This is a genomic window from Pseudomonas sp. AC255 (genome assembly GCF_979258175.1).
Window position 1 is genome coordinate 3,498,324 of the sequence record NZ_OZ409841.1, and the last position, 21,910, is coordinate 3,520,233.

The 21,910-nt window shown below is 58.6% G+C and carries 17 protein-coding genes; 4 read left to right on the forward strand and 13 right to left on the reverse strand.

Features of this window, described 5'->3' with window-relative positions:
- Positions 1-94: 94 nt before the first annotated feature.
- The 7 genes from lpdA to sdhC all read right to left on the reverse strand — a co-directional run bounded on the left by lpdA (position 95) and on the right by sdhC (position 9,222).
- Positions 95-1,531, reverse strand: coding sequence for a dihydrolipoyl dehydrogenase (lpdA, locus tag ACZZ0K_RS15920; RefSeq protein WP_016773678.1), 1,437 nt, complete (start codon positions 1,529-1,531; stop codon positions 95-97).
- A gap of 108 nt (positions 1,532-1,639) precedes the next feature.
- Entirely contained in the window at positions 1,640-2,866 is a 1,227-nt protein-coding gene (odhB, locus tag ACZZ0K_RS15925; protein WP_258707794.1) for a 2-oxoglutarate dehydrogenase complex dihydrolipoyllysine-residue succinyltransferase, read from the reverse strand.
- 44 nt (positions 2,867-2,910) lie between these two features.
- Positions 2,911-5,742 carry a 2-oxoglutarate dehydrogenase E1 component gene (locus tag ACZZ0K_RS15930; protein WP_041479560.1) on the reverse strand — a complete coding sequence of 944 codons (2,832 nt, stop codon included), beginning with the start codon at positions 5,740-5,742 and terminating at the stop codon, positions 2,911-2,913.
- Between the two features lie 251 nt (positions 5,743-5,993).
- Positions 5,994-6,698: a succinate dehydrogenase iron-sulfur subunit gene (locus ACZZ0K_RS15935; protein WP_016773675.1), complete on the reverse strand. Its 705-nt coding sequence runs from the start codon at positions 6,696-6,698 to the stop codon at positions 5,994-5,996.
- Positions 6,699-6,709: 11 nt separating this feature from the next.
- Positions 6,710-8,482, reverse strand: a complete 1,773-nt coding sequence (gene sdhA, locus ACZZ0K_RS15940) for a succinate dehydrogenase flavoprotein subunit (RefSeq protein ID WP_024012149.1) — start codon at positions 8,480-8,482, stop codon at positions 6,710-6,712.
- A 3-nt stretch (positions 8,483-8,485) separates the two neighbouring features.
- Entirely contained in the window at positions 8,486-8,854 is a 369-nt protein-coding gene (gene sdhD, locus ACZZ0K_RS15945) for a succinate dehydrogenase, hydrophobic membrane anchor protein (RefSeq protein ID WP_008049683.1), read from the reverse strand.
- Entirely contained in the window at positions 8,848-9,222 is a 375-nt protein-coding gene (sdhC, locus tag ACZZ0K_RS15950) for a succinate dehydrogenase, cytochrome b556 subunit (RefSeq protein ID WP_016773673.1), read from the reverse strand. The genes sdhD and sdhC overlap by 7 nt, the downstream gene beginning before the upstream one ends.
- Positions 9,223-9,584: 362 nt before the next feature.
- Between sdhC and gltA the strand changes: the two genes are divergently transcribed.
- Positions 9,585-10,874 (forward strand): citrate synthase, encoded by a 1,290-nt coding sequence (gene gltA, locus ACZZ0K_RS15955; RefSeq protein WP_003222994.1) that lies wholly within the window; start codon positions 9,585-9,587, stop codon positions 10,872-10,874.
- A 404-nt stretch (positions 10,875-11,278) separates the two neighbouring features.
- Here the strand turns inward: gltA and ACZZ0K_RS15960 are convergent, their stop codons facing one another.
- The 4 genes from ACZZ0K_RS15960 to ACZZ0K_RS15975 all read right to left on the reverse strand — a co-directional run bounded on the left by ACZZ0K_RS15960 (position 11,279) and on the right by ACZZ0K_RS15975 (position 16,170).
- Entirely contained in the window at positions 11,279-12,421 is a 1,143-nt protein-coding gene (locus ACZZ0K_RS15960) for an IS481 family transposase (protein WP_122740574.1), read from the reverse strand.
- A gap of 691 nt (positions 12,422-13,112) precedes the next feature.
- On the reverse strand, positions 13,113-14,771 hold the full coding sequence (locus tag ACZZ0K_RS15965) for a cation acetate symporter (RefSeq protein ID WP_016771015.1): 1,659 nt from the start codon (positions 14,769-14,771) through the stop codon (positions 13,113-13,115).
- The gene (locus ACZZ0K_RS15970) at positions 14,768-15,079 is read right to left on the reverse strand and encodes a DUF485 domain-containing protein (RefSeq protein ID WP_016771016.1); all 312 of its coding nucleotides are present in this window, start codon (positions 15,077-15,079) and stop codon (positions 14,768-14,770) included. Before ACZZ0K_RS15970 ends, ACZZ0K_RS15965 begins: the two co-directional genes overlap by 4 nt.
- Before the next feature lie 239 nt (positions 15,080-15,318).
- Complete coding sequence (locus tag ACZZ0K_RS15975) at positions 15,319-16,170, reverse strand: glycine betaine ABC transporter substrate-binding protein (protein ID WP_041479599.1); 852 nt, start codon at positions 16,168-16,170, stop codon at positions 15,319-15,321.
- 297 nt (positions 16,171-16,467) lie between these two features.
- Between ACZZ0K_RS15975 and ACZZ0K_RS15980 the strand changes: the two genes are divergently transcribed.
- Positions 16,468-18,063 carry a glycoside hydrolase family 17 protein gene (locus ACZZ0K_RS15980; protein WP_252885580.1) on the forward strand — a complete coding sequence of 532 codons (1,596 nt, stop codon included), beginning with the start codon at positions 16,468-16,470 and terminating at the stop codon, positions 18,061-18,063.
- Positions 18,064-18,183: 120 nt separating this feature from the next.
- On the opposite strand, the gene ACZZ0K_RS15985 is transcribed toward ACZZ0K_RS15980, so the two are convergent.
- Complete coding sequence (locus ACZZ0K_RS15985) at positions 18,184-18,552, reverse strand: hypothetical protein (RefSeq protein WP_150741304.1); 369 nt, start codon at positions 18,550-18,552, stop codon at positions 18,184-18,186.
- Between the two features lie 224 nt (positions 18,553-18,776).
- Here ACZZ0K_RS15985 and ACZZ0K_RS15990 point away from each other — a divergent pair, with 224 nt between their 5' ends.
- Both ACZZ0K_RS15990 and ACZZ0K_RS15995 read left to right on the forward strand, forming a co-directional pair.
- Positions 18,777-20,075, forward strand: coding sequence for a serine/threonine protein kinase (locus tag ACZZ0K_RS15990; RefSeq protein WP_258707793.1), 1,299 nt, complete (start codon positions 18,777-18,779; stop codon positions 20,073-20,075).
- The gene (locus ACZZ0K_RS15995) at positions 20,068-20,856 is read left to right on the forward strand and encodes an MlaA family lipoprotein (protein WP_056783881.1); all 789 of its coding nucleotides are present in this window, start codon (positions 20,068-20,070) and stop codon (positions 20,854-20,856) included. Before ACZZ0K_RS15990 ends, ACZZ0K_RS15995 begins: the two co-directional genes overlap by 8 nt.
- A 127-nt stretch (positions 20,857-20,983) precedes the next feature.
- Here the strand turns inward: ACZZ0K_RS15995 and ACZZ0K_RS16000 are convergent, their stop codons facing one another.
- Complete coding sequence (locus ACZZ0K_RS16000; RefSeq protein ID WP_056783879.1) at positions 20,984-21,898, reverse strand: DUF808 domain-containing protein; 915 nt, start codon at positions 21,896-21,898, stop codon at positions 20,984-20,986.
- Positions 21,899-21,910 lie beyond the last annotated feature (12 nt).

Genomic DNA, 21,910 nt, shown 5'->3' on the forward strand with positions numbered 1-21,910 from the left:
GGCTACGCAAGACTGCGTCCGGCGGACATTCCGCGGTGAGTCTTGCTCGCAAGGCTCACGACGGGCCGTTGCCGCCGTGGTTTCTTATTATGTCTTAACGCTTCTTGCGGTTGGCAATGTGAATGGCGCCGCCATTCACTGCCAGAGCAGCTTCGTGCAAGGCTTCGGACAGGGTCGGATGGGAGAAAACCATCATGCCCAGGTCTTCAGCGCTGGTGCCGAACTCCATACCGATCGCGCCCTGCTGAACCAGTTCTGCAGCGCTCGGGCCAATCACGTGCACGCCCAATACGCGGTCGGTCTTGGCATCGGCGATGACCTTGACGAAACCACCGGTATCGTTGGCAGCCATGGCACGGCCGGAAGCGGCGAACGGGAAGGTGCCGACGTTGACTTCAACGCCTTCGGCCTTCAGCGCCTGCTCGGTTTTGCCAACCCACGCGATTTCCGGGTGAGTATAAATAACCGAAGGGATCAAATCATAGTTCATCTGAGCCTTGTGGCCCTTGATGCGCTCGACAACCATGATGCCTTCTTCCGAAGCCTTGTGGGCCAGCATCATGCCGCGAACCACGTCACCGATGGCGAAGACGCCCGGTACAGCTGTGACGCAATGGTCATCGACCGCGATGAAACCGCGCTCGTCGATTTCCACGCCGCAGTCGGCAGACAGCAGATCAGTGGTCACCGGACGGCGACCAACGGCTACGATCAGCTTGTCGAAAGTGATGGTCTGTTCGCCGTTGGCATCGGTGTAGTTGACGACGACTTCTTCGCCGTTGACTTTCGAACCGGTAACGCGAGCGCCCAGCTTGATGTCCAGACCCTGTTTGGTCAGGGTTTTCAGCGCTTCCTTGGAAACAGCGGTGTCCGCTGCCATCAGGAAAGTGTCCAGTGCTTCGAGCACAGTCACTTCTGCACCCAGACGCGACCATACCGAACCCAGTTCCAGACCGATCACGCCAGCGCCGATCACGCCCAGACGTTTAGGTACGGACTGGAATTCCAGAGCGCCAGTCGAATCGACGATGACTTTCTGGTCAACCGGAGCCGGTGGAATGTCGATCGGACGCGAACCTGGCGCGAGAATGACGTTTTCCGCTTCGATGACTTCAACCGAACCGTCCGGCTTGGTGACTTCGACTTTCTTGCCGGCCAGCAGCTTGCCGTGGCCCTGGATCGAAGTAACGCCGTTGGCCTTGAACAGGGTGGCAACGCCGCCGGTCAGGTTCTTGACGATGCCAGCCTTGCGGCCAACCATCGCAGCGACGTCCATTTTGACTTCGCCGGTCGAGATACCGTGAACGTTGAAGCTCTCTTTGGCTTCCTTGTATTTCCACGAGCTGTCGAGCAGCGCCTTGGAAGGAATGCAACCTACGTTCAGGCAGGTACCGCCCAGGGCTTGCTTGCCCTCTGCGTCGGTGTACTTCTCGATGCAGGCAGTGGTCAGGCCCAACTGAGCAGCCTTGATGGCCGCTACATAGCCACCAGGGCCGGCACCGATCACTACTACGTCAAATTTCTGCGACATTCAAAAAATCCTCTTTAGCAATAAAGCTACAAGCCGCAAGCTTCAAGCTGCAAGCCCACCCGCTCGCCTTGAGCTTGAGGCTTGTAGCTGAAAGCTTGCAGCTGCTTTTTAGATATCCAGCAACAGACGAGCCGGATCTTCCAGCAGGTTCTTGATGGTCACCAGGAAGGTCACAGCTTCTTTGCCATCGATCAGACGGTGATCGTAGGACAGAGCCAGGTACATCATCGGACGGATCACGACCTGACCGTTGATGGCCATCGGACGCTGGATGATGTTGTGCATGCCCAGAATCGCTGCCTGCGGCGGGTTGACGATCGGCGTCGACATCATCGAACCGAAGGTACCACCGTTGGTGATGGTGAAGGTACCACCGGTCATCTCGTCCATCGACAGTTTGCCGTCACGGGCTTTCTTGCCAAATGTTGCGATGCCGCCTTCGATTTCAGCCAGGCTCATCATCTCGGCGTTACGCAGAACCGGTACCACCAGGCCACGGTCGCTGGAAACGGCAACGCCGATGTCCGCATAGCCGTGGTAAACGATGTCGCCGCCGTCGATCGACGCGTTGACAGCCGGGAAGCGTTTCAGCGCTTCGGTGGCCGCTTTCACGAAGAACGACATGAAGCCCAGGCGTACGCCGTTGTGGGACTTCTCGAACAGGTCCTTGTACTTCGAACGCAGCGCCATGACTTCGGTCATGTCGACTTCGTTGAACGTGGTCAGCATCGCCATGTTCGACTGGGCTTCAACCAGACGCTTGGCCACGGTGGCACGTACGCGAGTCATCGGTACGCGCTTCTCGATGCGGTCGCCGGCAGCGAACACAGGCGCAGCAGCCGAAGGAGCAGCAGCCTTGGCAGGTGCGGCAGCCGGAGCGGCTTTCTTGGCAGCAACCGCTGCTACCACGTCTTCCTTGGTCACACGACCGCCCTTGCCGGTGCCGGCAACGGAAGCGATGTTGATGCCGTTTTCTTCAGCCAGCTTGCGCGCGGCAGGAGCTGCGATCGGGTCATCTTCGCCATCGGCAGCAGCTGGTGCGGCAGCGGCAGTAGCGGCCGGAGCAGCAGCGGCGGCAGGAGCGGCAGCAGCAGCGCCGCCCTCTTCGATCGAGCCCAGGACCTGGTTCGACAGAACGGTAGCGCCCTCTTCGGCAACGATTGCGCCCAGCACGCCGTCTGCTTCAGCCAACACTTCGAGCACGACTTTGTCGGTTTCGATGTCGACGATCAGGTCGTCACGCTTGACGGCCTCACCTGGTTTCTTGTGCCAGGTGGCAACGGTGCCATCGGCAACCGATTCCGGGAATGACGGGGCTTTGATTTCGATAGCCATTATCTGTGGGTCCTTAAAATTCGGTTTCAGTCAGCGCGAAGGCGTTAAACAGTGAAAGCATCTTGCAGCAGTTTTTCCTGCTGCTCGGCGTGCATCGATGCGTAACCACAAGCTGGCGCAGCCGAAGCCTCACGGCCCGCGTACTCAAGTACGAGAGTCTTGTCGAGGTTGGCGATGCTGCGACGCAAGTGATGCTGGCTGCAGTACCAGGCACCCTGGTTCATCGGCTCTTCCTGACACCAAACGGCGTGTTTGACGTTGGTGTACGGAGCCAGGACTTCTTTCAAGTCGTCCTCAGGGAACGGATACAGCTGCTCGATACGCACGATGGCGATATCTTCGCGGCCTTCGGCACGGCGTTTTTCCAGCAGGTCGTAGTAGACCTTGCCGCTGCACAGAACCACGCGCTCGACCTTTTTCGGGTCCAGTGCGTCGATTTCCGGGATCACGGTCTGGAACGAACCTTCGGCCAGATCTTCCAGCGTCGAGATGGCCAGCTTGTGGCGCAGCAGCGACTTCGGCGTCAGCACGACCAGCGGCTTGCGCAGCGGACGAATCACCTGACGACGCAGCAAGTGGTAGATCTGCGCTGGCGTGGTCGGCATGCACACCTGAATGTTGTGCTCGGCGCACAGCTGCAGGTAACGCTCAAGACGTGCCGAGCTGTGCTCAGGGCCCTGGCCTTCGTAACCGTGTGGCAGCAGCATGGTCAGACCGCAGAGACGGCCCCATTTGTGCTCGCCGCTGGTGATGAACTGGTCGATCACGACCTGAGCACCGTTGGCGAAGTCGCCGAACTGGGCTTCCCAGATCACCAGCGCGTTTGGCGTGGTGGTCGAGTAACCGTATTCGAATGCCAGTACCGCTTCTTCCGAGAGGAACGAGTCGTACAGGTCGAAACGTGGCTGACCGTCGTACAGGTTCTGCAGCGGAATGTAGGTGCCCGCGTCTTTCTGGTTGTGCAACACAGCGTGACGGTGCGAGAACGTACCGCGGCCGATGTCCTGACCGGTCATGCGGATCGGGTGACCTTCGAACGCGAGGGTCGCGTACGCCATGGTTTCAGCGTAACCCCAGTTGATCGGCAGGCCGCCGGCTTGCATCTTCTGACGGTCTTCGTAGATCTTCGCGACCTGGCGCTGAACGACGAAGCCTTCCGGAATTTCCAGCAGCTTGGCGGACAGCTCTTGCAGGGTCTTGAGATCGAAACGCGTGTCGTGACGCGCAGTCCAGGCGTGGCCCAGGTACGGACGCCAGTCGACGAACAGCTCTTTGTTCGGCTCTTTGACCAGCGATTTCACTACGTGCAGACCGTTGTCCAGCGCGTTGCGGTATTCGTCGACCTTGGCCTGCACACGTTCAGCGTCGAGCACACCGGCCTGGGTCAGGCGATCAGCGTACAGCTCACGGGTGGTGCGCTGCTTGGTGATCTGCTGATACATCAGTGGCTGGGTGCCGCTTGGCTCGTCGGCCTCGTTGTGGCCGCGACGACGGTAGCAGACCAGATCGATCACCACGTCACGCTTGAACTGCATGCGGTAGTCGATGGCCAGTTGGGTCACGAACAGCACGGCTTCCGGATCATCACCATTCACATGGAGGATCGGCGCCTGGATCATCTTGGCAACGTCGGTGGCGTACTCGGTAGAACGCGAGTCCAGCGGGTTGCTGATGGTGAAACCAACCTGGTTGTTGATCACGATGTGCACGGTACCGCCGGTCTTGAAACCGCGGGTCTGCGACATCTGGAAGGTTTCCATGACCACGCCCTGACCGGCGAATGCCGCGTCACCGTGGATGGAGATCGGCAGAACTTTCTCACCGGTCAGGTCGTTGCGACGGTCCTGACGGGCGCGCACCGAACCTTCAACCACCGGGGAAACGATTTCCAGGTGGGACGGGTTGAACGCCATGGCCAGGTGAACTTCACCGCCGGTGGTCATCACGTTGGACGAGAAGCCCTGGTGGTATTTGACGTCACCGGAACCGAGCTCGACCTTCTTCTTGCCTTCGAACTCGTCGAACAGCTCGCGCGGGTTCTTGCCGAAGGTGTTGACCAGTACGTTCAGACGGCCACGGTGGGCCATGCCGATGACGACTTCCTTGGTGCCGTACGAGCCGGAACGCTGGATCAGTTCATCGAGCATCGGAATCAGGCTTTCGCCGCCTTCCAGACCGAAACGCTTGGTGCCCGGGTATTTGGTACCGAGGTATTTTTCCAGGCCTTCACCGGCAGTCACGCGCTCAAGCAGGTGGCTCTTGATGTCGGCGGAGTACGTCGGACGGCCACGCACGCTTTCCAGACGTTGCTGGAACCACTGGCGCTGCTCGGAATCGGTGATGTGCGTAAATTCAGCGCCGATGGTGCGGCAATATGTCTGCTGCAACGCTTCGTGAATTTCGCGTAGGCTCGCTTCCTCTTTGCCGATGAACAGGTCGCCGGCACGGAAGGTCGTATCAAGATCGGCATTGGTCAAGCCGTAATGATTGATCGACAGGTCTGCAGGTGCAGGACGCTGCCACAGCCCCAGCGGGTCAAGCTGGGCTGCCTGGTGGCCACGCATACGGTAGGCCTGGATCAATCGCAGCACTTCAACTTGCTTCTTCTCGTGCTCACTGCTCACGCTGCCGGCGGAAACCGGTTGGGCGCGGCGCTGGTTCTTTGCCAGCAGCACGAAATGATCGCGAATCGTCGAGTGCGAAACATCAGTGGCAGAGTTGCCGTCGGCTGGCAACTTCTGAAAGTAGGTGCGCCACTCTTCTGGCACAGCGTTAGGGTCGTGCAGGTAGAGCTCATAAAGCTCTTCCACATAGGCAGCGTTTCCACCTGAAAGGTAGGCGCTGTTCCACATGCGCTGCATCACGCTTTCTTGCATGCTTGGTCACCCTCGGTTAGGGGAACACCATCGGTGTCGACACCGAGCAAACTTGCAGAAGTCCGAATGCAGCGACTAAAACAAGCCACCTAGGATCACACTGATAGTCCGGGTACCAGCCCGGATGCCCCTGCTTGTCTCATTTCTTCAAAAGAAGAGCTGCAGCTTATGGCTACTGCTCTGGTTATAGCCATGACGCGGGTTGAAGCCCGCGCCACAGCCTCTACGGTGCAACGGTTACAGCAGCTGAATCACACGCCGCTCGAAAGCAGCATGTTACGGATGTGACCGATGGCCTTAGTCGGGTTCAGGCCTTTCGGACATACGTTGACGCAGTTCATGATGCCCCGGCAGCGGAAAACGCTGAACGGGTCGTCAAGTGAAGCCAGACGCTCGCTGGTCTTGGTGTCGCGACTGTCTGCCAGGAAGCGGTAGGCTTGCAGCAGCGCAGCAGGACCCAGGAACTTGTCCGGGTTCCACCAGAAGGACGGGCAAGAGGTCGAGCAGCAGGCGCACAGGATGCACTCGTACAGACCGTCGAGCTTTTCGCGCTCTTCTGGCGACTGCAGACGCTCGATGGCCGGAGCCGGCGTGTCGTTCTGCAGGTAAGGCTTCACCTTCTCGTATTGCTTGTAGAAGATGCTCATATCGACGACCAGGTCACGGATAACCGGCAAACCTGGCAGCGGACGAACGATCAGCTTGTTGCCTTTTACAACGGCAGACAGCGGCGTGATGCAGGCCAGACCGTTCTTGCCGTTGATGTTCATGCCGTCGGAGCCGCAGACGCCTTCACGGCAGGAGCGACGATAGGAGAAACCTTCGTCCTGCTCTTTGATCAGGGCCAGCACGTCCAGCACCATCAGGTCTTTACCACCGGTATCGACCTGGAAATCCTGCATGAACGGCGCAGCGTCCTGATCAGGGTTGTAACGATAAACACTGACTTGCAACATGGCGGTCACCCTTAATAAGTCCGGACTTTAGGTTCGAAAGTCGGAACAGTCTTCGGCGAGAAGTTCACGGCACGCTTGGTGACGCGCTTGTCACCCGGGAAGTACAGGGTGTGGCACAGCCAGTTTTCGTCATCACGGTCTTCGAAGTCTTCACGGGCGTGAGCGCCGCGGGACTCTTTACGTACTTCGGCCGCGATGGCGGTAGCTTCAGCCACTTCCAGCAGGTTCTGCAGTTCCAGCGCTTCGATACGTGCAGTGTTGAACGCTTGCGACTTGTCGTTGATCTTCACGTTGGCGATACGCTTGCGCAGATCGGCCAGCTGAGCGATGCCCTTCTGCATGTATTCGCCGGTACGGAATACACCGAAGTAGTTCTGCATGCAGCTTTGCAGCTCGCGACGCAGGGTGGCAACGTCTTCACCGTCGGTACGGTTGTTCAGCGCGTTCAGACGCGACAGTGCAGCTTCGATGTCGGACTCGGTAGCGTCGTCGTATTCGATGCCATCGGTCAACGCCTTTTCCAGGTGCAGGCCGGCAGCGCGACCGAAGACCACCAGGTCGAGCAGCGAGTTGCCGCCCAGACGGTTCGCACCGTGTACCGATACGCAAGCCACTTCGCCTACCGCGAACAGGCCAGGAATGATCTGGTCCTGACCTTCGGCGTTCTGGGTGATCGCCTGGCCATGAATGTTGGTGGCAACGCCGCCCATCATGTAGTGGCAGGTCGGCACAACCGGAACCGGAGCAACTACCGGGTCAACGTGGGCGAAAGTCTTCGACAGTTCGCAGATGCCTGGCAGACGGCTGTGCAGCACTTCCTCGCCCAGGTGGTCGAGTTTGAGCATTACGTGGTCGCCATTCGGACCGCAACCGTTGCCGGCGATGATTTCCTTAACCATCGAACGGGCAACCACGTCACGACCTGCAAGGTCCTTCGCGTTCGGAGCATAACGCTCCATGAAACGCTCGCCGTGCTTGTTGATCAGGTAACCACCTTCACCACGGCAACCTTCGGTAACCAGTACGCCGGCGCCGGCGATGCCGGTCGGGTGGAACTGCCACATTTCGATGTCTTGTACCGGCACGCCAGCACGCAGAGCCATGCCGACGCCGTCACCGGTGTTGATCAGGGCGTTGGTGGTGGACGCGTAGATACGGCCTGCACCGCCAGTGGCCAGAACGGTGGCCTTGGCACGGATGTAGGAGGTTTCGCCGGTTTCGATGCAGATCGCGATCACACCAACGAATTCGCCTTCCTGGTTTTTTACCAGATCAACAGCGTAGTACTCGTTGAGGAACGTGGTACCGGCTTTCAGGTTGCCCTGATAAAGGGTGTGCAGCAGCGCGTGACCGGTACGGTCGGACGCAGCGCAAGTACGTGCAGCCTGACCGCCCTTGCCGTAGTCCTTGGACTGGCCACCGAACGGACGCTGGTAGATGCGGCCTTGCTCGGTACGCGAGAACGGCAGACCCATGTGGTCCAGCTCGAACACGGCAGCCGGGCCTTCCTGACACATGTATTCGATAGCGTCCTGGTCACCGATGTAGTCGGAACCCTTGACGGTATCGTACATGTGCCAGCGCCAGTCATCGTTCGGGTCGGCGGAAGCGATGGCGCAAGTGATGCCGCCCTGTGCGGACACAGTGTGCGAACGGGTCGGGAAAACCTTGGTGATCACCGCAGTCTTGTGGCCGCCCTGTGCCAGCTGCAGCGCAGCGCGCATGCCGGCCCCGCCACCACCAATAATGATGGCGTCGAAAGAAATCGTTGGAATGTTAGCCATGAATCAGATACCCCAGAGAATCTGCACACCCCAGACGAAGTAAGCGAACATCGCAACGCCGCATACTGCCTGGAAAAGGAAACGTATCGCCGTTGCGGACTTGCCGAACGCCATTGGCGTCAGGTAGTCGGTCGCGATGGTCCACATGCCGACCCAGGCGTGAGCGCCCAGAGCAACAAGGGCCAGCAGGCTGAAAATACGCATTCCGTTGTGAGCGAACAGTTCATGCCACTGGGCATACTCGAGGCCAGGGTTGGCGACGATGTATCCGATCAGAAAGATGAAGTAAGCCGCGAGAACGACCGCAGACACACGCTGTGCCATCCAGTCATAGAGGCCCGAACGCGACAGGTTAGTGACGTTAGTTACCATATCCAGACTCCTGCCAGAACGATTACCACCACGGAAACGGCGATAACGATTTTCGAGCCCAGTTTGCCGCCTTCCAGCGTCTCACCGATGCCCATGTCCATGATCAAGTGGCGCACACCGGCTACCAGGTGATACAGCAGAGCGGACAGGATGCCCCAAATCACTAGCTTGGCTAGCGGACTGGTCAGACACGCTTTCACCTGACCGAAGCCTTCCTCGGAGCTCAGCGACTTGTCCAATGCGTAAAGCATGATGGCAAGGCACACGAAGAGGATGACACCGGAGATACGGTGAAGAATGGACGTGTAAGCAGTGACTGGGAGTTTGATGGTCCTTAGGTCTAGGTTTACAGGTCGTTGGCTTTTCACGGCTTTTTTTCACACTGAAGAGCCCCTAACAATCAGGGCAAAGTTGTTGGGGAGTGCACTGGTCAGGTAACCACCACCCAGGGATGCGACCCCCAATGAAAGCAAGCCCAAAAGCCCTTGGCGGTCGGTGGCCGAGTATAGACAGTTAGGCTACTAATGACAACGCGTTCACCTACCCCCAATAGCGGATTGCACAAGTTGCATAAAAGGCGTAAATGGCAGGCAATTTCGAGGAAAAAGTCGGCTTAAAGCCTTCTGGAGCAAGACTTTAGGCAAATTGACATTCGAATTTATCTCACTATAGTGGTGCGGGCCCTGCGTGGGGGGTCTGTCTGATGGTTCAAGCATAAATAGGAGGCCACATGGCTGACAAAAAAGCGCAGTTGATCATCGAGGGCGCAGCCCCCGTCGAGCTGCCCATTTTAACCGGCACCGTTGGTCCCGATGTAATCGATGTTCGGGGCCTGACGGCCACGGGCCGCTTCACTTTCGACCCGGGTTTCATGTCGACCGCTTCGTGCGAATCGAAAATTACCTATATCGACGGCGACAACGGCATTTTGTTGCACCGCGGCTACCCGATCGAACAGCTGGCTGAAAAGTCGGACTACCTGGAAACCTGCTACCTGCTGCTCAACGGCGAATTGCCGACCGCAGAACAGAAGGCCCAGTTCGTCAGCACCGTGAAGAACCACACCATGGTTCACGAGCAGCTGAAAACCTTCTTCAACGGTTTCCGTCGCGACGCCCACCCGATGGCCGTCATGTGCGGTGTAGTCGGCGCCCTCTCGGCCTTCTACCACGACTCCCTGGACATCAATAACCCGCAGCATCGCGAAATTTCCGCGATCCGTCTGGTTGCGAAGATGCCGACCCTGGCAGCGATGGTTTACAAGTACTCCATGGGCCAACCCATGATGTACCCGCGCAACGATCTGACTTACGCGGAAAACTTCCTGCACATGATGTTCAACACCCCGTGCGAGATCAAACCGATCAGCCCGGTACTCGCCAAGGCCATGGACCGGATCTTCATCCTCCACGCCGACCACGAGCAGAACGCTTCGACCTCCACCGTGCGTCTGGCCGGCTCTTCGGGTGCCAACCCGTTCGCCTGCATCGCTGCCGGTATCGCCGCACTGTGGGGTCCTGCCCACGGCGGTGCGAACGAAGCCGTGCTGACCATGCTCGACGAGATTGGCGATGTGTCGAACATCGACAAGTTCATCGCCAAAGCCAAGGACAAGAACGATCCGTTCAAGTTGATGGGCTTCGGTCACCGCGTCTACAAGAACCGCGACCCTCGCGCGACTGTCATGAAGCAGACCTGCGACGAAGTGCTGAAGGAACTGGGCATCAACAACGATCCGCAACTCGAACTGGCCATGCGCCTGGAAGAGATCGCGCTGACCGACCCGTACTTCATCGAGCGCTCGCTGTACCCGAACGTCGACTTCTACTCGGGAATCATCCTCAAGGCGATCGGCATTCCAACCAGCATGTTCACGGTGATTTTCGCCCTGGCGCGTACTGTGGGCTGGATTTCGCACTGGAAAGAAATGCTTTCGAGCCCGTACAAGATTGGCCGTCCGCGCCAGCTGTACACCGGTTACGAGTCGCGTGACATTACCAAGCTGGAAGATCGCAAATAAGGTTTTTTCTTTTTTGTGATGGTTTAGTGGTGTGTCAGGAACGGCCTCTTATATAGAGGCCGTTTTTGTTTGTGGTTTCAGCGGCCTTCGGGCCGACTGGTTCTTGGATTTTGGGGGCATATCCGTTGCTGCGGGTGCTGCCGCTGGCGGTTTCGCTCTTACAGCGAGTCACCTTTTGCAAACGCCAAAAAGGTAACCCAAAAGGCTTTGCCCCGGCGTACGGCCCGCTCGCTGGGGCTCGGGGTACCTTCGTTACGGGACCGATCCGGTAACGAAGCCTGCCGAAAGGGCAAAAGATCAAAAGCAAAGGCCAAAGCCAGATCAAGAGCCCCTCACCCTAGCCCTCTCCCAGTGTATGTACCGGGGACATGGTGGACACATGTTCGGAGACATGGTGGACGGTTTTAGATCTTCTTACCTGCCGTCACGATCTGCAAGTTCAAGTCGATTCGAGCGACACGATGTCTACTCCAGTAGACATCGTGGATGCCGTCCTCCGTCGTCTCCCTGATCGCTATGCACCTGCCATAAAAAGCCTTTCCGATCTTGTATTCCCGATTCCTCCAGAAGATTTCGCCTCCCACCTGTACCTTCCTGACCACATCTGCGTCGTTGTACTCCGGCTCCGCCGGTTGCTCCTGATATTCCCGTGGGCTGCCACTGTAACGAGTCGCCGGCACCGCCATGCCCAGCGCCTGATGAGGGCGTTTCTGGTTGTAGATGTCGCGCCAGGTATCAAACGCCCGTTGTGCGTCGTCGAGATCGGTGAAAAACCGGCCTTGCAGGACTTCATTTTTCAGGCTGCGGTGGAAGCGCTCCAGTTTTCCCTGAGTCTGCGGGTGATAAGGCCGGGAGTGGCCGACCTTGATGCCCTGGCTCATCAGCCAGACTTCCAGCGCGGTGTAAACGCCTGTCTGATCGCCCCATGGCGAGCCGTTGTCCATCGTCATGCGCAACGGCAGGCCGTAGCGTCGAAACGACCGGATTAGATGGTCCTGTACCGTTTGGCGCTGTTCATTGGCACATGCGGCAATGCACAGCGAAAAGCGTGAGTGATCATCCAGGGCTGTGAATGGATGACAACGTCCGTGGCTCAGACTGAAATGTCCCTTGAAGTCGATCTGCCATAGATCGTTAGGCGCTTCGTGCTCAAAGCGGATAAATGGTTTGATCTCGGCAGCCTTTGGATCAACACGCGAATGACGCTGCAAAACCGCATGCACCGTGCTGACGGAGGGCATCACAGCGCCTTCATCTTCCAGCACGCGCTTGAGCTTGCGGGCGCCCCAAGCCTCGTATTGCTGACTCATGGTCAAAATTTGCTGCTCAACCTCATCAGCACAACGTTTGGGTGATGTTTTTGGTCGCCGGGACTGATCGTGCAAACCCTCTGCACCCGAGGTTTCAAACCTGTTGAGCCATTTGTAGGCAGTACTTGGGCTGATATTGAATCGACGGCAAAGCTGCCGAATATTCACCCCTTCTTGCCGAGCCAAATGCACAAACTCTGTACGAAGTTGCATGGTGGATGCCTCTTGCCAGGACACAAGTCATTTCCTTGATGATGAGCAATGTGCCTATTAAAAAGTGTCCACCATGTCTCCGAACACCTGTTCACCATGTGTCCGGTACATACACCCAGAGGGAGAGGGGACTGACCGAGGTGTTCAGGCGAAACACGCCGACTTGCGATACCGAGTCGAATGCAGGTTTTGAACACCACACAAATCGGCTCCCTCTCCCTCGGGAGAGGGCTGGGGTGAGGGGCGAATCCACCGAAAATCTCAAGCCGTGCGACGCTTCTAACCACTCAACAATGAGCGTTAGCTCGAGTGCTTTTGATCTTGATCCACCGGCGACGTCGGAAGGCTGAGCGGAGGGATTGATCCGGGCGTGGGAGCGCAGCGACCGTCTGGCGCAGCCAGACACAGCGGAAGGAGGTGCAGCGAAGCAAACCGGAGCCGCTGCGCCAGGATCGATCCCGCAGCGAAGGAACCCGAGCCTGCGAGGGCCGAACGCAGGAGCTAGCGTTTTTTGCTTACTTTTTTAGGCGCTTGTAAAAAAGTAAGTCGCCGTAAGGGCGAAACCGCCAGCCGCAGCACTGCAAAAAACGGATATACACCCAAAACCAACCATAACCACCCACAAAAAAACGCCCCAATCTCTCAACCAGGGCGTTTTCTTGAAGCTTGAAGCTTGAAGCTTGAAGCTTGAAGCTTGAAGCTTACAGCTGATCTCTTAGTGCGAAACCGCCCCACTCGCCCCCAACCCGGTCTGCGAACGCACAAACTGCGGGAAGAACAGCGCCCGCTCGTTATCCGCAGCCGCCGACTTGTCAGTGATCGAGAAGAACCAGATCCCGATGAACGCAATCATCATCGAGAACAGCGCCGGATATTCGTAAGGGAAGATCGCCTTCTCGTGATGCAGAATCTGCACCCAGATGGTTGGGCCGAGGATCATCAGACCAACAGCACTCACCAGACCCAGCCAGCCACCAATCATCGCGCCGCGAGTGGTCAGCTTCTTCCAGTACATCGAAAGCAGCAGTACCGGGAAGTTGCAGCTCGCCGCGATGGAGAACGCCAGGCCGACCATGAACGCAATGTTCTGGCTTTCGAACAGAATGCCCAGACCAATCGCCAGCACCGCCAGGGCGATAGTGGTGATCTTCGACACGCGAATCTCATCCTTCTCGTTGGCTTTGCCCTTCTTGATCACACTGGCGTACAGGTCGTGAGAAACCGCCGAAGCACCCGCCAGCGTCAGACCGGCTACCACAGCCAGAATGGTTGCGAACGCCACTGCCGAGATGAAGCCAAGGAAGATGCTGCCGCCCACCGCGTTGGCCAGGTGCACCGCCGCCATGTTGTTGCCGCCGAGCAAGGCGCCCGCTGCATCTTTAAAGGCCGGGTTGGTGCTGACGAGCAGGATCGCGCCGAAGCCGATGATGAAAGTCAGGATGTAGAAGTAGCCAATGAAACCGGTAGCGTACAGCACGCTCTTGCGCGCTTCTTTTGCGTCACTCACGGTGAAGAAGCGCATCAGAATGTGCGGCAGGCCAGCGGTGCCGAACATCAGCGCCAGACCCAGCGAGAATGCCGAGATCGGATCCTTCACCAGACCGCCGGGGCTCATGATCGCTTCGCCCTTGGCGTGAACCTTGATCGCTTCGGAAAACAGCGTGTTGAAGTCGAAGCCCACGTGCTTCATCACCATCAGCGCCATGAACGAGGCACCGGACAGCAGCAGCACTGCCTTGATGATCTGCACCCAAGTGGTCGCGAGCATGCCGCCGAACAGCACGTACATGCACATCAGCACGCCGACCAGAATCACCGCAACGTGGTAATCGAGGCCGAACAGCAGCTGGATCAGCTTGCCGGCACCGACCATTTGCGCGATCAGGTAGAACGCCACCACCACCAGCGAACCGCAGGCGGACAGGGTGCGAATCTGGGTTTGCCCGAGGCGGTAGGACGCCACGTCGGCAAAGGTGTATTTACCCAAGTTGCGCAGGCGCTCGGCGATCAGGAACAGAATGATCGGCCAGCCCACGAGGAAGCCGATCGAGTAGATCAGGCCATCGTAGCCGGAGGTGAACACCAGTGCGGAAATCCCCAGGAAGGACGCCGCCGACATGTAGTCGCCAGCGATCGCCAGGCCGTTCTGGAAACCGGTGATCTTACCGCCCGCCGCATAATAATCGGCGGCCGAATTGTTTTTCTTCGAAGCCCAGTAGGTGATGTACAACGTCGCGCCGACGAAGGCCACGAACATCAGGATCGCCGGAATGTTCAGCGGCTGTTTGGCCACCTCCCCCGTCAACGCGTCAGCCGCCCAGACACTCGGCGCGAAAGCCGCAACACTCAATAGAGCCAGTAGACGCCGGATCATTGCTGAGCCTCCTTGAGAATCGCATTGTTCAGGTCGTCGAACTCGCCATTGGCGCGGCGCACGTAGATGCCAGTCAGGACAAAGGCTGAAATGATCAGACCGACACCGATCGGGATGCCCCAGGTGATCGAGGATTCAGGACTGAGTTTCGCCCCGAGCACGTGCGGCCCGTATGCGATCAGCAGGATGAATGCGGAGTAGAGCCCAAGCATGATTGCCGAGAGAATCCAGGCGAATCGTTCCCGTTTCTGAACCAGCTCCTTGAATCGGGGACTGTTCTGAATCGAGAGGTAAATGCTGTCGTTCATTGTTTTTATCCTCGCAGCACAAATTATTGTTGGAACGTAGCTAATGTATGCGGCTGCGAGAGAGGTTCCAGACGACCTTAGTAGTAGATGGCCATGATGTTTTTGCCATTTTCCGGTACACAGAAAAAACTGTGGGAGCGAGCCTGCTCGCGAAGGCGTCGTATCAGTCGATATTGCATCAACTGACAGATTGCATTCGCGAGCAGGCTCGCTCCCACAGGGGTGTGGCGGTGTTTAAATTATTTGGTCCAGTCAGCTACACGATCCGGGTGTTTGGCCACCCAGTCCTTGGCCGCTGCATCAGGCTTGGCGCCGTCCTGAATCGCCAGCATGACCTCGCCGATTTCGTCTTTCGAGGCCCACTGGAAGTTTTTCAGGAACTTGGCCACTTCCGGCGCCTTGGCGTCCAGGCCTTTGCTGCCGATGCTGTTCACTGTTTCAGCCTGGCCATACACGCCTTTCGGGTCGTCGAGGAAGCGCAGTTTCCACTTGGCGAACATCCAGTGCGGCACCCAACCGGTGACGGCGATGGATTCGTTTTTCTTCTCGGCGCGGGTCAGCTCGGCAATCATGCCGGCGCCGGAACTGGCCTTGAGGCTGTATTTGTCCAGGCCGTAATCCTTGATCGCCTGATCGGTCTTGAGCATTACGCCTGAACCGGCGTCGATGCCAACAATGCGGTTTTTGAAGGTGTCGTCGGTTTTCAGGTCTTCGATCGATTTGGCTTTGACGTACTCCGGCACAATCAGGCCGATCTTCGCGTCCTTGAAGTTCGGGCCGTAATCGACGACCTGATCCTTGTTTTTCGTCCAGTAGTCACCGTGGGTCACGGGCAGCCAGGCCGAGAGCATCGCATCGAGTTTGCCGGTGGCCACGCCCTGCCACATGATCCCGGTGGCGACAGCTTGCAGCTTCACGTCATAACCGAGCTTCTGTTTGATCACTTCGGCCGCCACGTGGGTGGTCGCGACGCTGTCGGACCAGCCGTCAACGTAGCCGATGTTCAGGGTCTGTTTTTCAGCGTTGGCGAAAGTGGAACTCATCGCAAGCGCCAGAGCGGCACCTGCGCCTAAAAGTCGTCGCATCTTCATCGTTTACTTCCCCGAAATGCTGCGCCCGACGGATGCCGGGCATCGTCAACGTATTGTTATGGTGCACAGCGCCCCCATCACGCCGGACCTCACACACCGAACATCAGCCGATTTTTCAAAAAGGGTACTGATGGTTTGATCATCAACCTCAAGCGGCCGGCGACCTGCTCTGTCAGCGACCTCAAGGCAGCGAGAAACGACATCAGAAAGCCATTAATCAAGCGAGATTAATTGACGCCAGACAATCCGCCCGAACTTTGCATGTACAACGCCTGCAAGCCACCAGCCCTTCTATAAATGCAGGTAACATGCGTCGCTTTGCAGCCACTCGGCCTGACCATGTCCGCAACGTACCGATTTCCTTTTCTGCCTTATCTGTTCGCCTGCCTGCTCGGGCTGTTGGCCCTTAGCGGTTTCTGGTATGGCCTCGGCCAACCGGTGATCCTGCCGGACGCCGCGACGCCGACGCACAAGTTGCAATGCGCCTCCTACACACCGTTCGACAAAGACCAATCGCCGTTCGACGTGCCGTTCAAATTGCGCCCCGAGCGCATGGATGCCGACCTCGCGCTGCTGGCGACGCGCTTTGAATGCATCCGCACCTACTCGATGACCGGCCTCGACGCCCTGCCCGATCTGGCGCGCAAGCACGGTCTGAAGTTGATGATCGGCGCCTGGGTCAACAGCAACCCGGTCGACACCGAGCAGGAAGTCGAGCTGCTGATCAAATCGGCCAATGCCAACCCCGACGTGGTCACAGCCGTAATCGTCGGCAACGAGGCACTGTTGCGCAAAGAAGTCACCGGCGCGCAACTGGCCCGGCTGATCAACAAGGTAAAAAGCCAGGTCAAGCAACCGGTGACTTACGCCGATGTTTGGGAATTCTGGCTCAAGCACCCGGAAGTCGCGCCGGCTGTGGATTTTCTGACCATCCACTTGCTGCCGTACTGGGAAGACGATCCGTCGAATATCGACGTGGCGCTGCGGCATGTGGCGGATGTGCGTCAGGTGTTCGGCAACAAGTTCGCGCCCAAGGACGTGATGATCGGCGAAACCGGCTGGCCCAGCGAAGGCCGCCAGCGCGAGACCGCCGTGCCGAGCCGGGTCAACGAGGCGAAATTCATTCGTGGATTCGTGGCGATGGCCGAGCAGGAAGGCTGGCGTTACAACCTGATCGAAGCCTTTGATCAACCGTGGAAGCGCGGCAGTGAAGGCGCGGTCGGCGGCTACTGGGGGCTGTTCGATGCGGATCGGCAGGACAAAGGCGTGCTCGCCGGACCGGTGAGCAATGTGCCGTACTGGAAAGAATGGCTGGCAGTCGGTGCTTTGATTTTCCTCGGCACGCTGATCCTTGGTGGACGCGTGCGCACCACTCGTTCGGCGTTGCTGCTACCGCTGCTGGGCGCTGTCGCTGCTTGCTCGATTGGCGCTTGGGGCGATCTGGCGCGGCTGACCACGCGGTTTGCCGGGGAATGGCTGTGGGTCGGCTTGCTGACCGGGTTGAATCTGTTGGTGCTCGCGCATGCCGCGCTGACGTTGAGCGCACGCAGCGGTTGGCGCGCGCGAGCCTTCGATTTGCTCGAGCGTCGCGCCGGCTGGCTGGTCGCGGTGGCCGGTTTTGCCGCGGCGGTGATGATGCTGGAAATGGTCTTCGACCCGCGCTATCGCAGTTTCGCCAGCATGGCGTTCGTGCTGCCGGCGCTGGTCTACCTGTGCCGCCCGGTGAGCGTGCCGCGTCGGGAGGTTGCTCTGCTGACCTTTATCGTTGGCGCGGGGATTGCACCGCAGTTGTATCAGGAAGGGATGCTGAATCAGCAGGCGTGGGGCTGGGCGCTGGTCAGTGGATTGATGGTGGTGGCGTTGTGGCGCTGTCTGCGGGTTCGCAAGGCCTGATTTCAGCGCTTTCGAAATCGCCATCGCTGGCAAGCCAGCTCCCACAGGATTTCTGCTGCACACAAATGTTGTGTTCACCTCAATCCCTGTGGGAGCGGGCTTGCCCGCGATGACTGACTGTCAGGCGCTGCGGGACTCGCGGACCAGGCGCAATCCGGCAATCACCACCGCAAATACCGCTAATGTGGTGTTGTACAACGCCAGCGCCGGCAGGCCGAACACCAGCGCCAGCACCGCCAGCCACCACCCTGCCCGTCCCGGCAATACAAACGCCAATACCGCCGCGCCCACCGCCGCCCAGCCCAGCACCTTGAAATGAATCATCAGCCCCAGGTTCGACCGCACCACGCATTCCCAACGGCCGGCGTCGTCGACACAGATGCCCACCCACTGCCCGTCTTCCATGAAGCCATAGCGCGCGGCATAACTGCCGGCCAGCCACAGCGGCAACAAAACGAGCAGCACAATAACGGGCAAGCGGCGGGACATGGAGCACTCCAATCTGCGGAAATCGGCGGCCAGCTTAATCTGCCGACCGGCATTCGCAAGCACTAACAACTGTTAACTGTTCAGCGAGCCCTTGCAACGTGTATCGTCCAGCTACTATTACCCCGAATTCCGCCTGTTTGGTGCCGCAGCATGGCACTTTGGCGCACGGCCGGTGGTCATAGCCTGCGAACTTCAATCGGCACCTTCCTCTAAGGGATCTAGTCATGCTCCGTTCCTTGCGCTTCGCCGCGCTGTTCAGCGGCCTTATCTTGAGTGCGTCCGCGCTGGCGGTGGATATCGACGCCGCCAGCTATGGCTACCCGCTGACCAACCCGTTCGAGGCGACGATCGCCACGACACCACCGGACCTGCGTCCGGAGCTGCCGCTGGACGACGACATCAATCAATCGGACCGCAGCCTCACCCTGCGCCCGGAGCGTGAATTCCAACTGCCGGACAATTTCTGGGCAGTGAAGAAACTCACTTACCGCATCGCCACGCAGGACAAACCGGCGCCGCTTATCTTCCTGATTGCCGGCACCGGCGCGCGCTTTGACAGCACGCTCAACGAATACCTGAAAAAGCTGTATTACAAGGCCGGCTACCACGTCGTGCAGTTGTCCTCGCCGACCAGCTTCGACTTCATCAGCGCCGCCTCGCGTTTCGCCACGCCGGGCGTGACCAAGGAAGATGCCGAAGACATGTACCGGGTGATGCAGGCCGTGCGGGCGCAGAACCCGAAGCTGCCGGTCACCGAGTATTACCTGACCGGCTACAGCCTCGGCGCCCTCGATGCCGCGTTCGTCGCGCATCTGGACGAAACGCGCCGCAGCTTCAACTTCAAGAAAGTCCTGCTGCTCAACCCGCCGGTCAACCTATACACCTCGGTGACCAACCTCGACAAGCTGGTACAGACCGAGGTCAAGGGCATCAACAACAGCACCACGTTCTACGAACTGGTATTGACCAAGCTGACCCGCTACTTCCAGCAGAAAGGCTACATCGATCTCAACGATGCGCTGCTGTATGACTTTCAACAATCCAAGCAACATTTGACCAACGAACAGATGGCCATGCTCATCGGCACGTCGTTCCGCTTTTCGGCAGCCGACATTGCCTACACCTCGGACCTGGTCAACCGTCGCGGCCTGATCACCCCGCCGAAATTCCCGATCACCGAAGGCACCAGCCTCACGCCGTTCCTCAAGCGTGCGCTGCAATGCGACTTCGACTGCTACATCACCGAACAGGTTATTCCGATGTGGCGCGCGCGCACCGACGGCGGCAGCCTGCTGCAACTGATCGACCAGGTCAGCCTGTATGCGCTCAAGGATTACCTGCACGACAGCCCGAAAATCGCCGTGATGCACAACGCCGACGACGTCATCCTCGGCCCTGGCGACCTGGGCTTCCTGCGTAAAACCTTCGGTGATCGCCTGACCGTTTATCCACTGGGCGGCCACTGCGGCAACCTTAACTACCGCGTCAACAGCGACGCCATGCTGGAGTTCTTCCGTGGCTAAATATCTCCTGCTGATTGCAGCGTTCCTCTGTGCAGGCGTGGCCCAGGCCGACAACAGTAAAGCCGATGCACCGGTGGTGGTCGACAGCGATGGCTTCAAGCAGCCGCTGACCAAACTCAAGTTCAACCCGGGCCTGGATCAGCGCGAATTCGAACGCTCCACGCTCAATGCGCTGAACGTCTATGACCCACTGGAATCGTGGAACCGCCGGGTCTATCACTTCAACTACCGCTTCGACCAGTGGGTGTTCCTGCCGGTAGTCGATGGCTATCGCTACATCACCCCAAGCTTCCTGCGTACCGGGGTGAGCAACTTCTTCAACAACATTGGTGACGTGCCGAACCTGGTCAACAGCCTGTTGCAGTTCAAGGGCCAGCGCTCGATGGAAACCACCGCGCGCCTGCTGCTCAACACCACGATCGGCATCGCCGGCCTGTGGGATCCGGCAACCGCCATGGGCCTGCCGCGCCAGAACGAGGACTTCGGGCAGACTCTGGGCTTCTATGGCGTACCGGGCGGCGCCTACTTCGTACTGCCGATCTTCGGCCCGTCGAACATCCGCGACACCGCAGGTCTGGCCGTGGATTACACCGCCGACACCGCGATCAACTTCCTCAACGTCGCGGAAGTCAGCTCGAATCATCCGGAAGTCTGGGCCTTGCGTGCGATCGACAAGCGCTACCAGACCAGCTTCCGCTATGGTCAGATGAACTCGCCGTTCGAGTACGAGAAAGTGCGGTACGTGTACACCGAAGCGCGCAAGTTGCAGATCGCCGAGTAAATCGGCTGGCGCAAAACACTGTGGGAGCGAGCCTGCTCGCGAACGCGGAGTTTCAGTCAACATCGATATTGACTGAACTACCGCATTCGCGAGCAGGCTCGCTCCCACATTTGTTATGTGTTGCTGATTAACCCTTCAGCGCTTTCCAGATCTTGCCTACGACCGAAACCACCGCCAACACCGCTGCGCCAGCAATAATCCCCGCAACACCATTGAGCAGCATCGGCACGGCGAACCCGGCGCTGCCCGCTGCCGCGCCGATGCCTTCAATCCAGTGATGCAGCACCGGCACGCCATGGGTCAGGATGCCGCCGCCGACCAGGAACATCGCTGCCGTGCCAACCACCGACAGGGTTTTCATCATGTACGGCGCGGCGCTGAGAATGCCGCCGCCGATCTTTTTCGCCATCTGCCCGGGCTTCTGCGTCAGCCACAGCCCCAGGTCGTCGAGCTTGACGATGCCCGCCACCAAACCGTAAACGCCCACGGTCATGACAATGGCTATGCCGGACATGACGACCACTTGCTGGGTCAGCGAGGCATCTGCCACGGTGCCGAGGGTGATCGCAATGATTTCTGCCGAGAGAATGAAGTCAGTGCGGATCGCGCCTTTGATCTTGTCCTTTTCGTACGCCACCAGATCGGTCGCCGGATCGGCCACTGCTTCGGTCAACTGTGCGTGTTCTGCCTCGTCTTCCTCTTTGCTGTGCAGAAACTTGTGCGCGAGCTTTTCAAAACCCTCGAAACACAGGTACGCGCCGCCGACCATCAACAGCGGCGTCACCAGCCAAGGCACAAAGGCGCTGATTGCCAGCGCCGACGGCACGAGGATCAGTTTGTTGACGAACGAGCCCTTGGCCACCGCCCACACCACGGGAATTTCCCGCTCGGCGCGCACGCCCGAAACCTGCTGGGCATTGAGCGCCAGATCATCACCGAGCACCCCGGCGGTCTTCTTCGCGGCCATCTTGGTCATCAACGCAACGTCATCCAGAACGGTGGCGATGTCATCGATCAGCACCAGCAAACTGCTTCCTGCCATGAATCCTGTTTC

Coding starts and splice junctions, on each gene's coding strand:
- ACZZ0K_RS15970 (WP_016771016.1), bottom strand. CDS start 15,079: ATGAACGACAGCATTTACCTCTCGATTCAGAACAGTCCCCGATTCAAG.
- ACZZ0K_RS15975 (WP_041479599.1), bottom strand. CDS start 16,170: ATGAAGATGCGACGACTTTTAGGCGCAGGTGCCGCTCTGGCGCTTGCG.
- ACZZ0K_RS15980 (WP_252885580.1), top strand. CDS start 16,468: ATGCAGGTAACATGCGTCGCTTTGCAGCCACTCGGCCTGACCATGTCC.
- ACZZ0K_RS15930 (WP_041479560.1), bottom strand. CDS start 5,742: ATGCAAGAAAGCGTGATGCAGCGCATGTGGAACAGCGCCTACCTTTCA.
- sdhD (WP_008049683.1), bottom strand. CDS start 8,854: ATGGTAACTAACGTCACTAACCTGTCGCGTTCGGGCCTCTATGACTGG.
- gltA (WP_003222994.1), top strand. CDS start 9,585: ATGGCTGACAAAAAAGCGCAGTTGATCATCGAGGGCGCAGCCCCCGTC.
- odhB (WP_258707794.1), bottom strand. CDS start 2,866: ATGGCTATCGAAATCAAAGCCCCGTCATTCCCGGAATCGGTTGCCGAT.
- ACZZ0K_RS15935 (WP_016773675.1), bottom strand. CDS start 6,698: ATGTTGCAAGTCAGTGTTTATCGTTACAACCCTGATCAGGACGCTGCG.
- ACZZ0K_RS15990 (WP_258707793.1), top strand. CDS start 18,777: ATGCTCCGTTCCTTGCGCTTCGCCGCGCTGTTCAGCGGCCTTATCTTG.
- ACZZ0K_RS15985 (WP_150741304.1), bottom strand. CDS start 18,552: ATGTCCCGCCGCTTGCCCGTTATTGTGCTGCTCGTTTTGTTGCCGCTG.
- lpdA (WP_016773678.1), bottom strand. CDS start 1,531: ATGTCGCAGAAATTTGACGTAGTAGTGATCGGTGCCGGCCCTGGTGGC.
- sdhA (WP_024012149.1), bottom strand. CDS start 8,482: ATGGCTAACATTCCAACGATTTCTTTCGACGCCATCATTATTGGTGGT.
- ACZZ0K_RS15965 (WP_016771015.1), bottom strand. CDS start 14,771: ATGATCCGGCGTCTACTGGCTCTATTGAGTGTTGCGGCTTTCGCGCCG.
- ACZZ0K_RS16000 (WP_056783879.1), bottom strand. CDS start 21,898: ATGGCAGGAAGCAGTTTGCTGGTGCTGATCGATGACATCGCCACCGTT.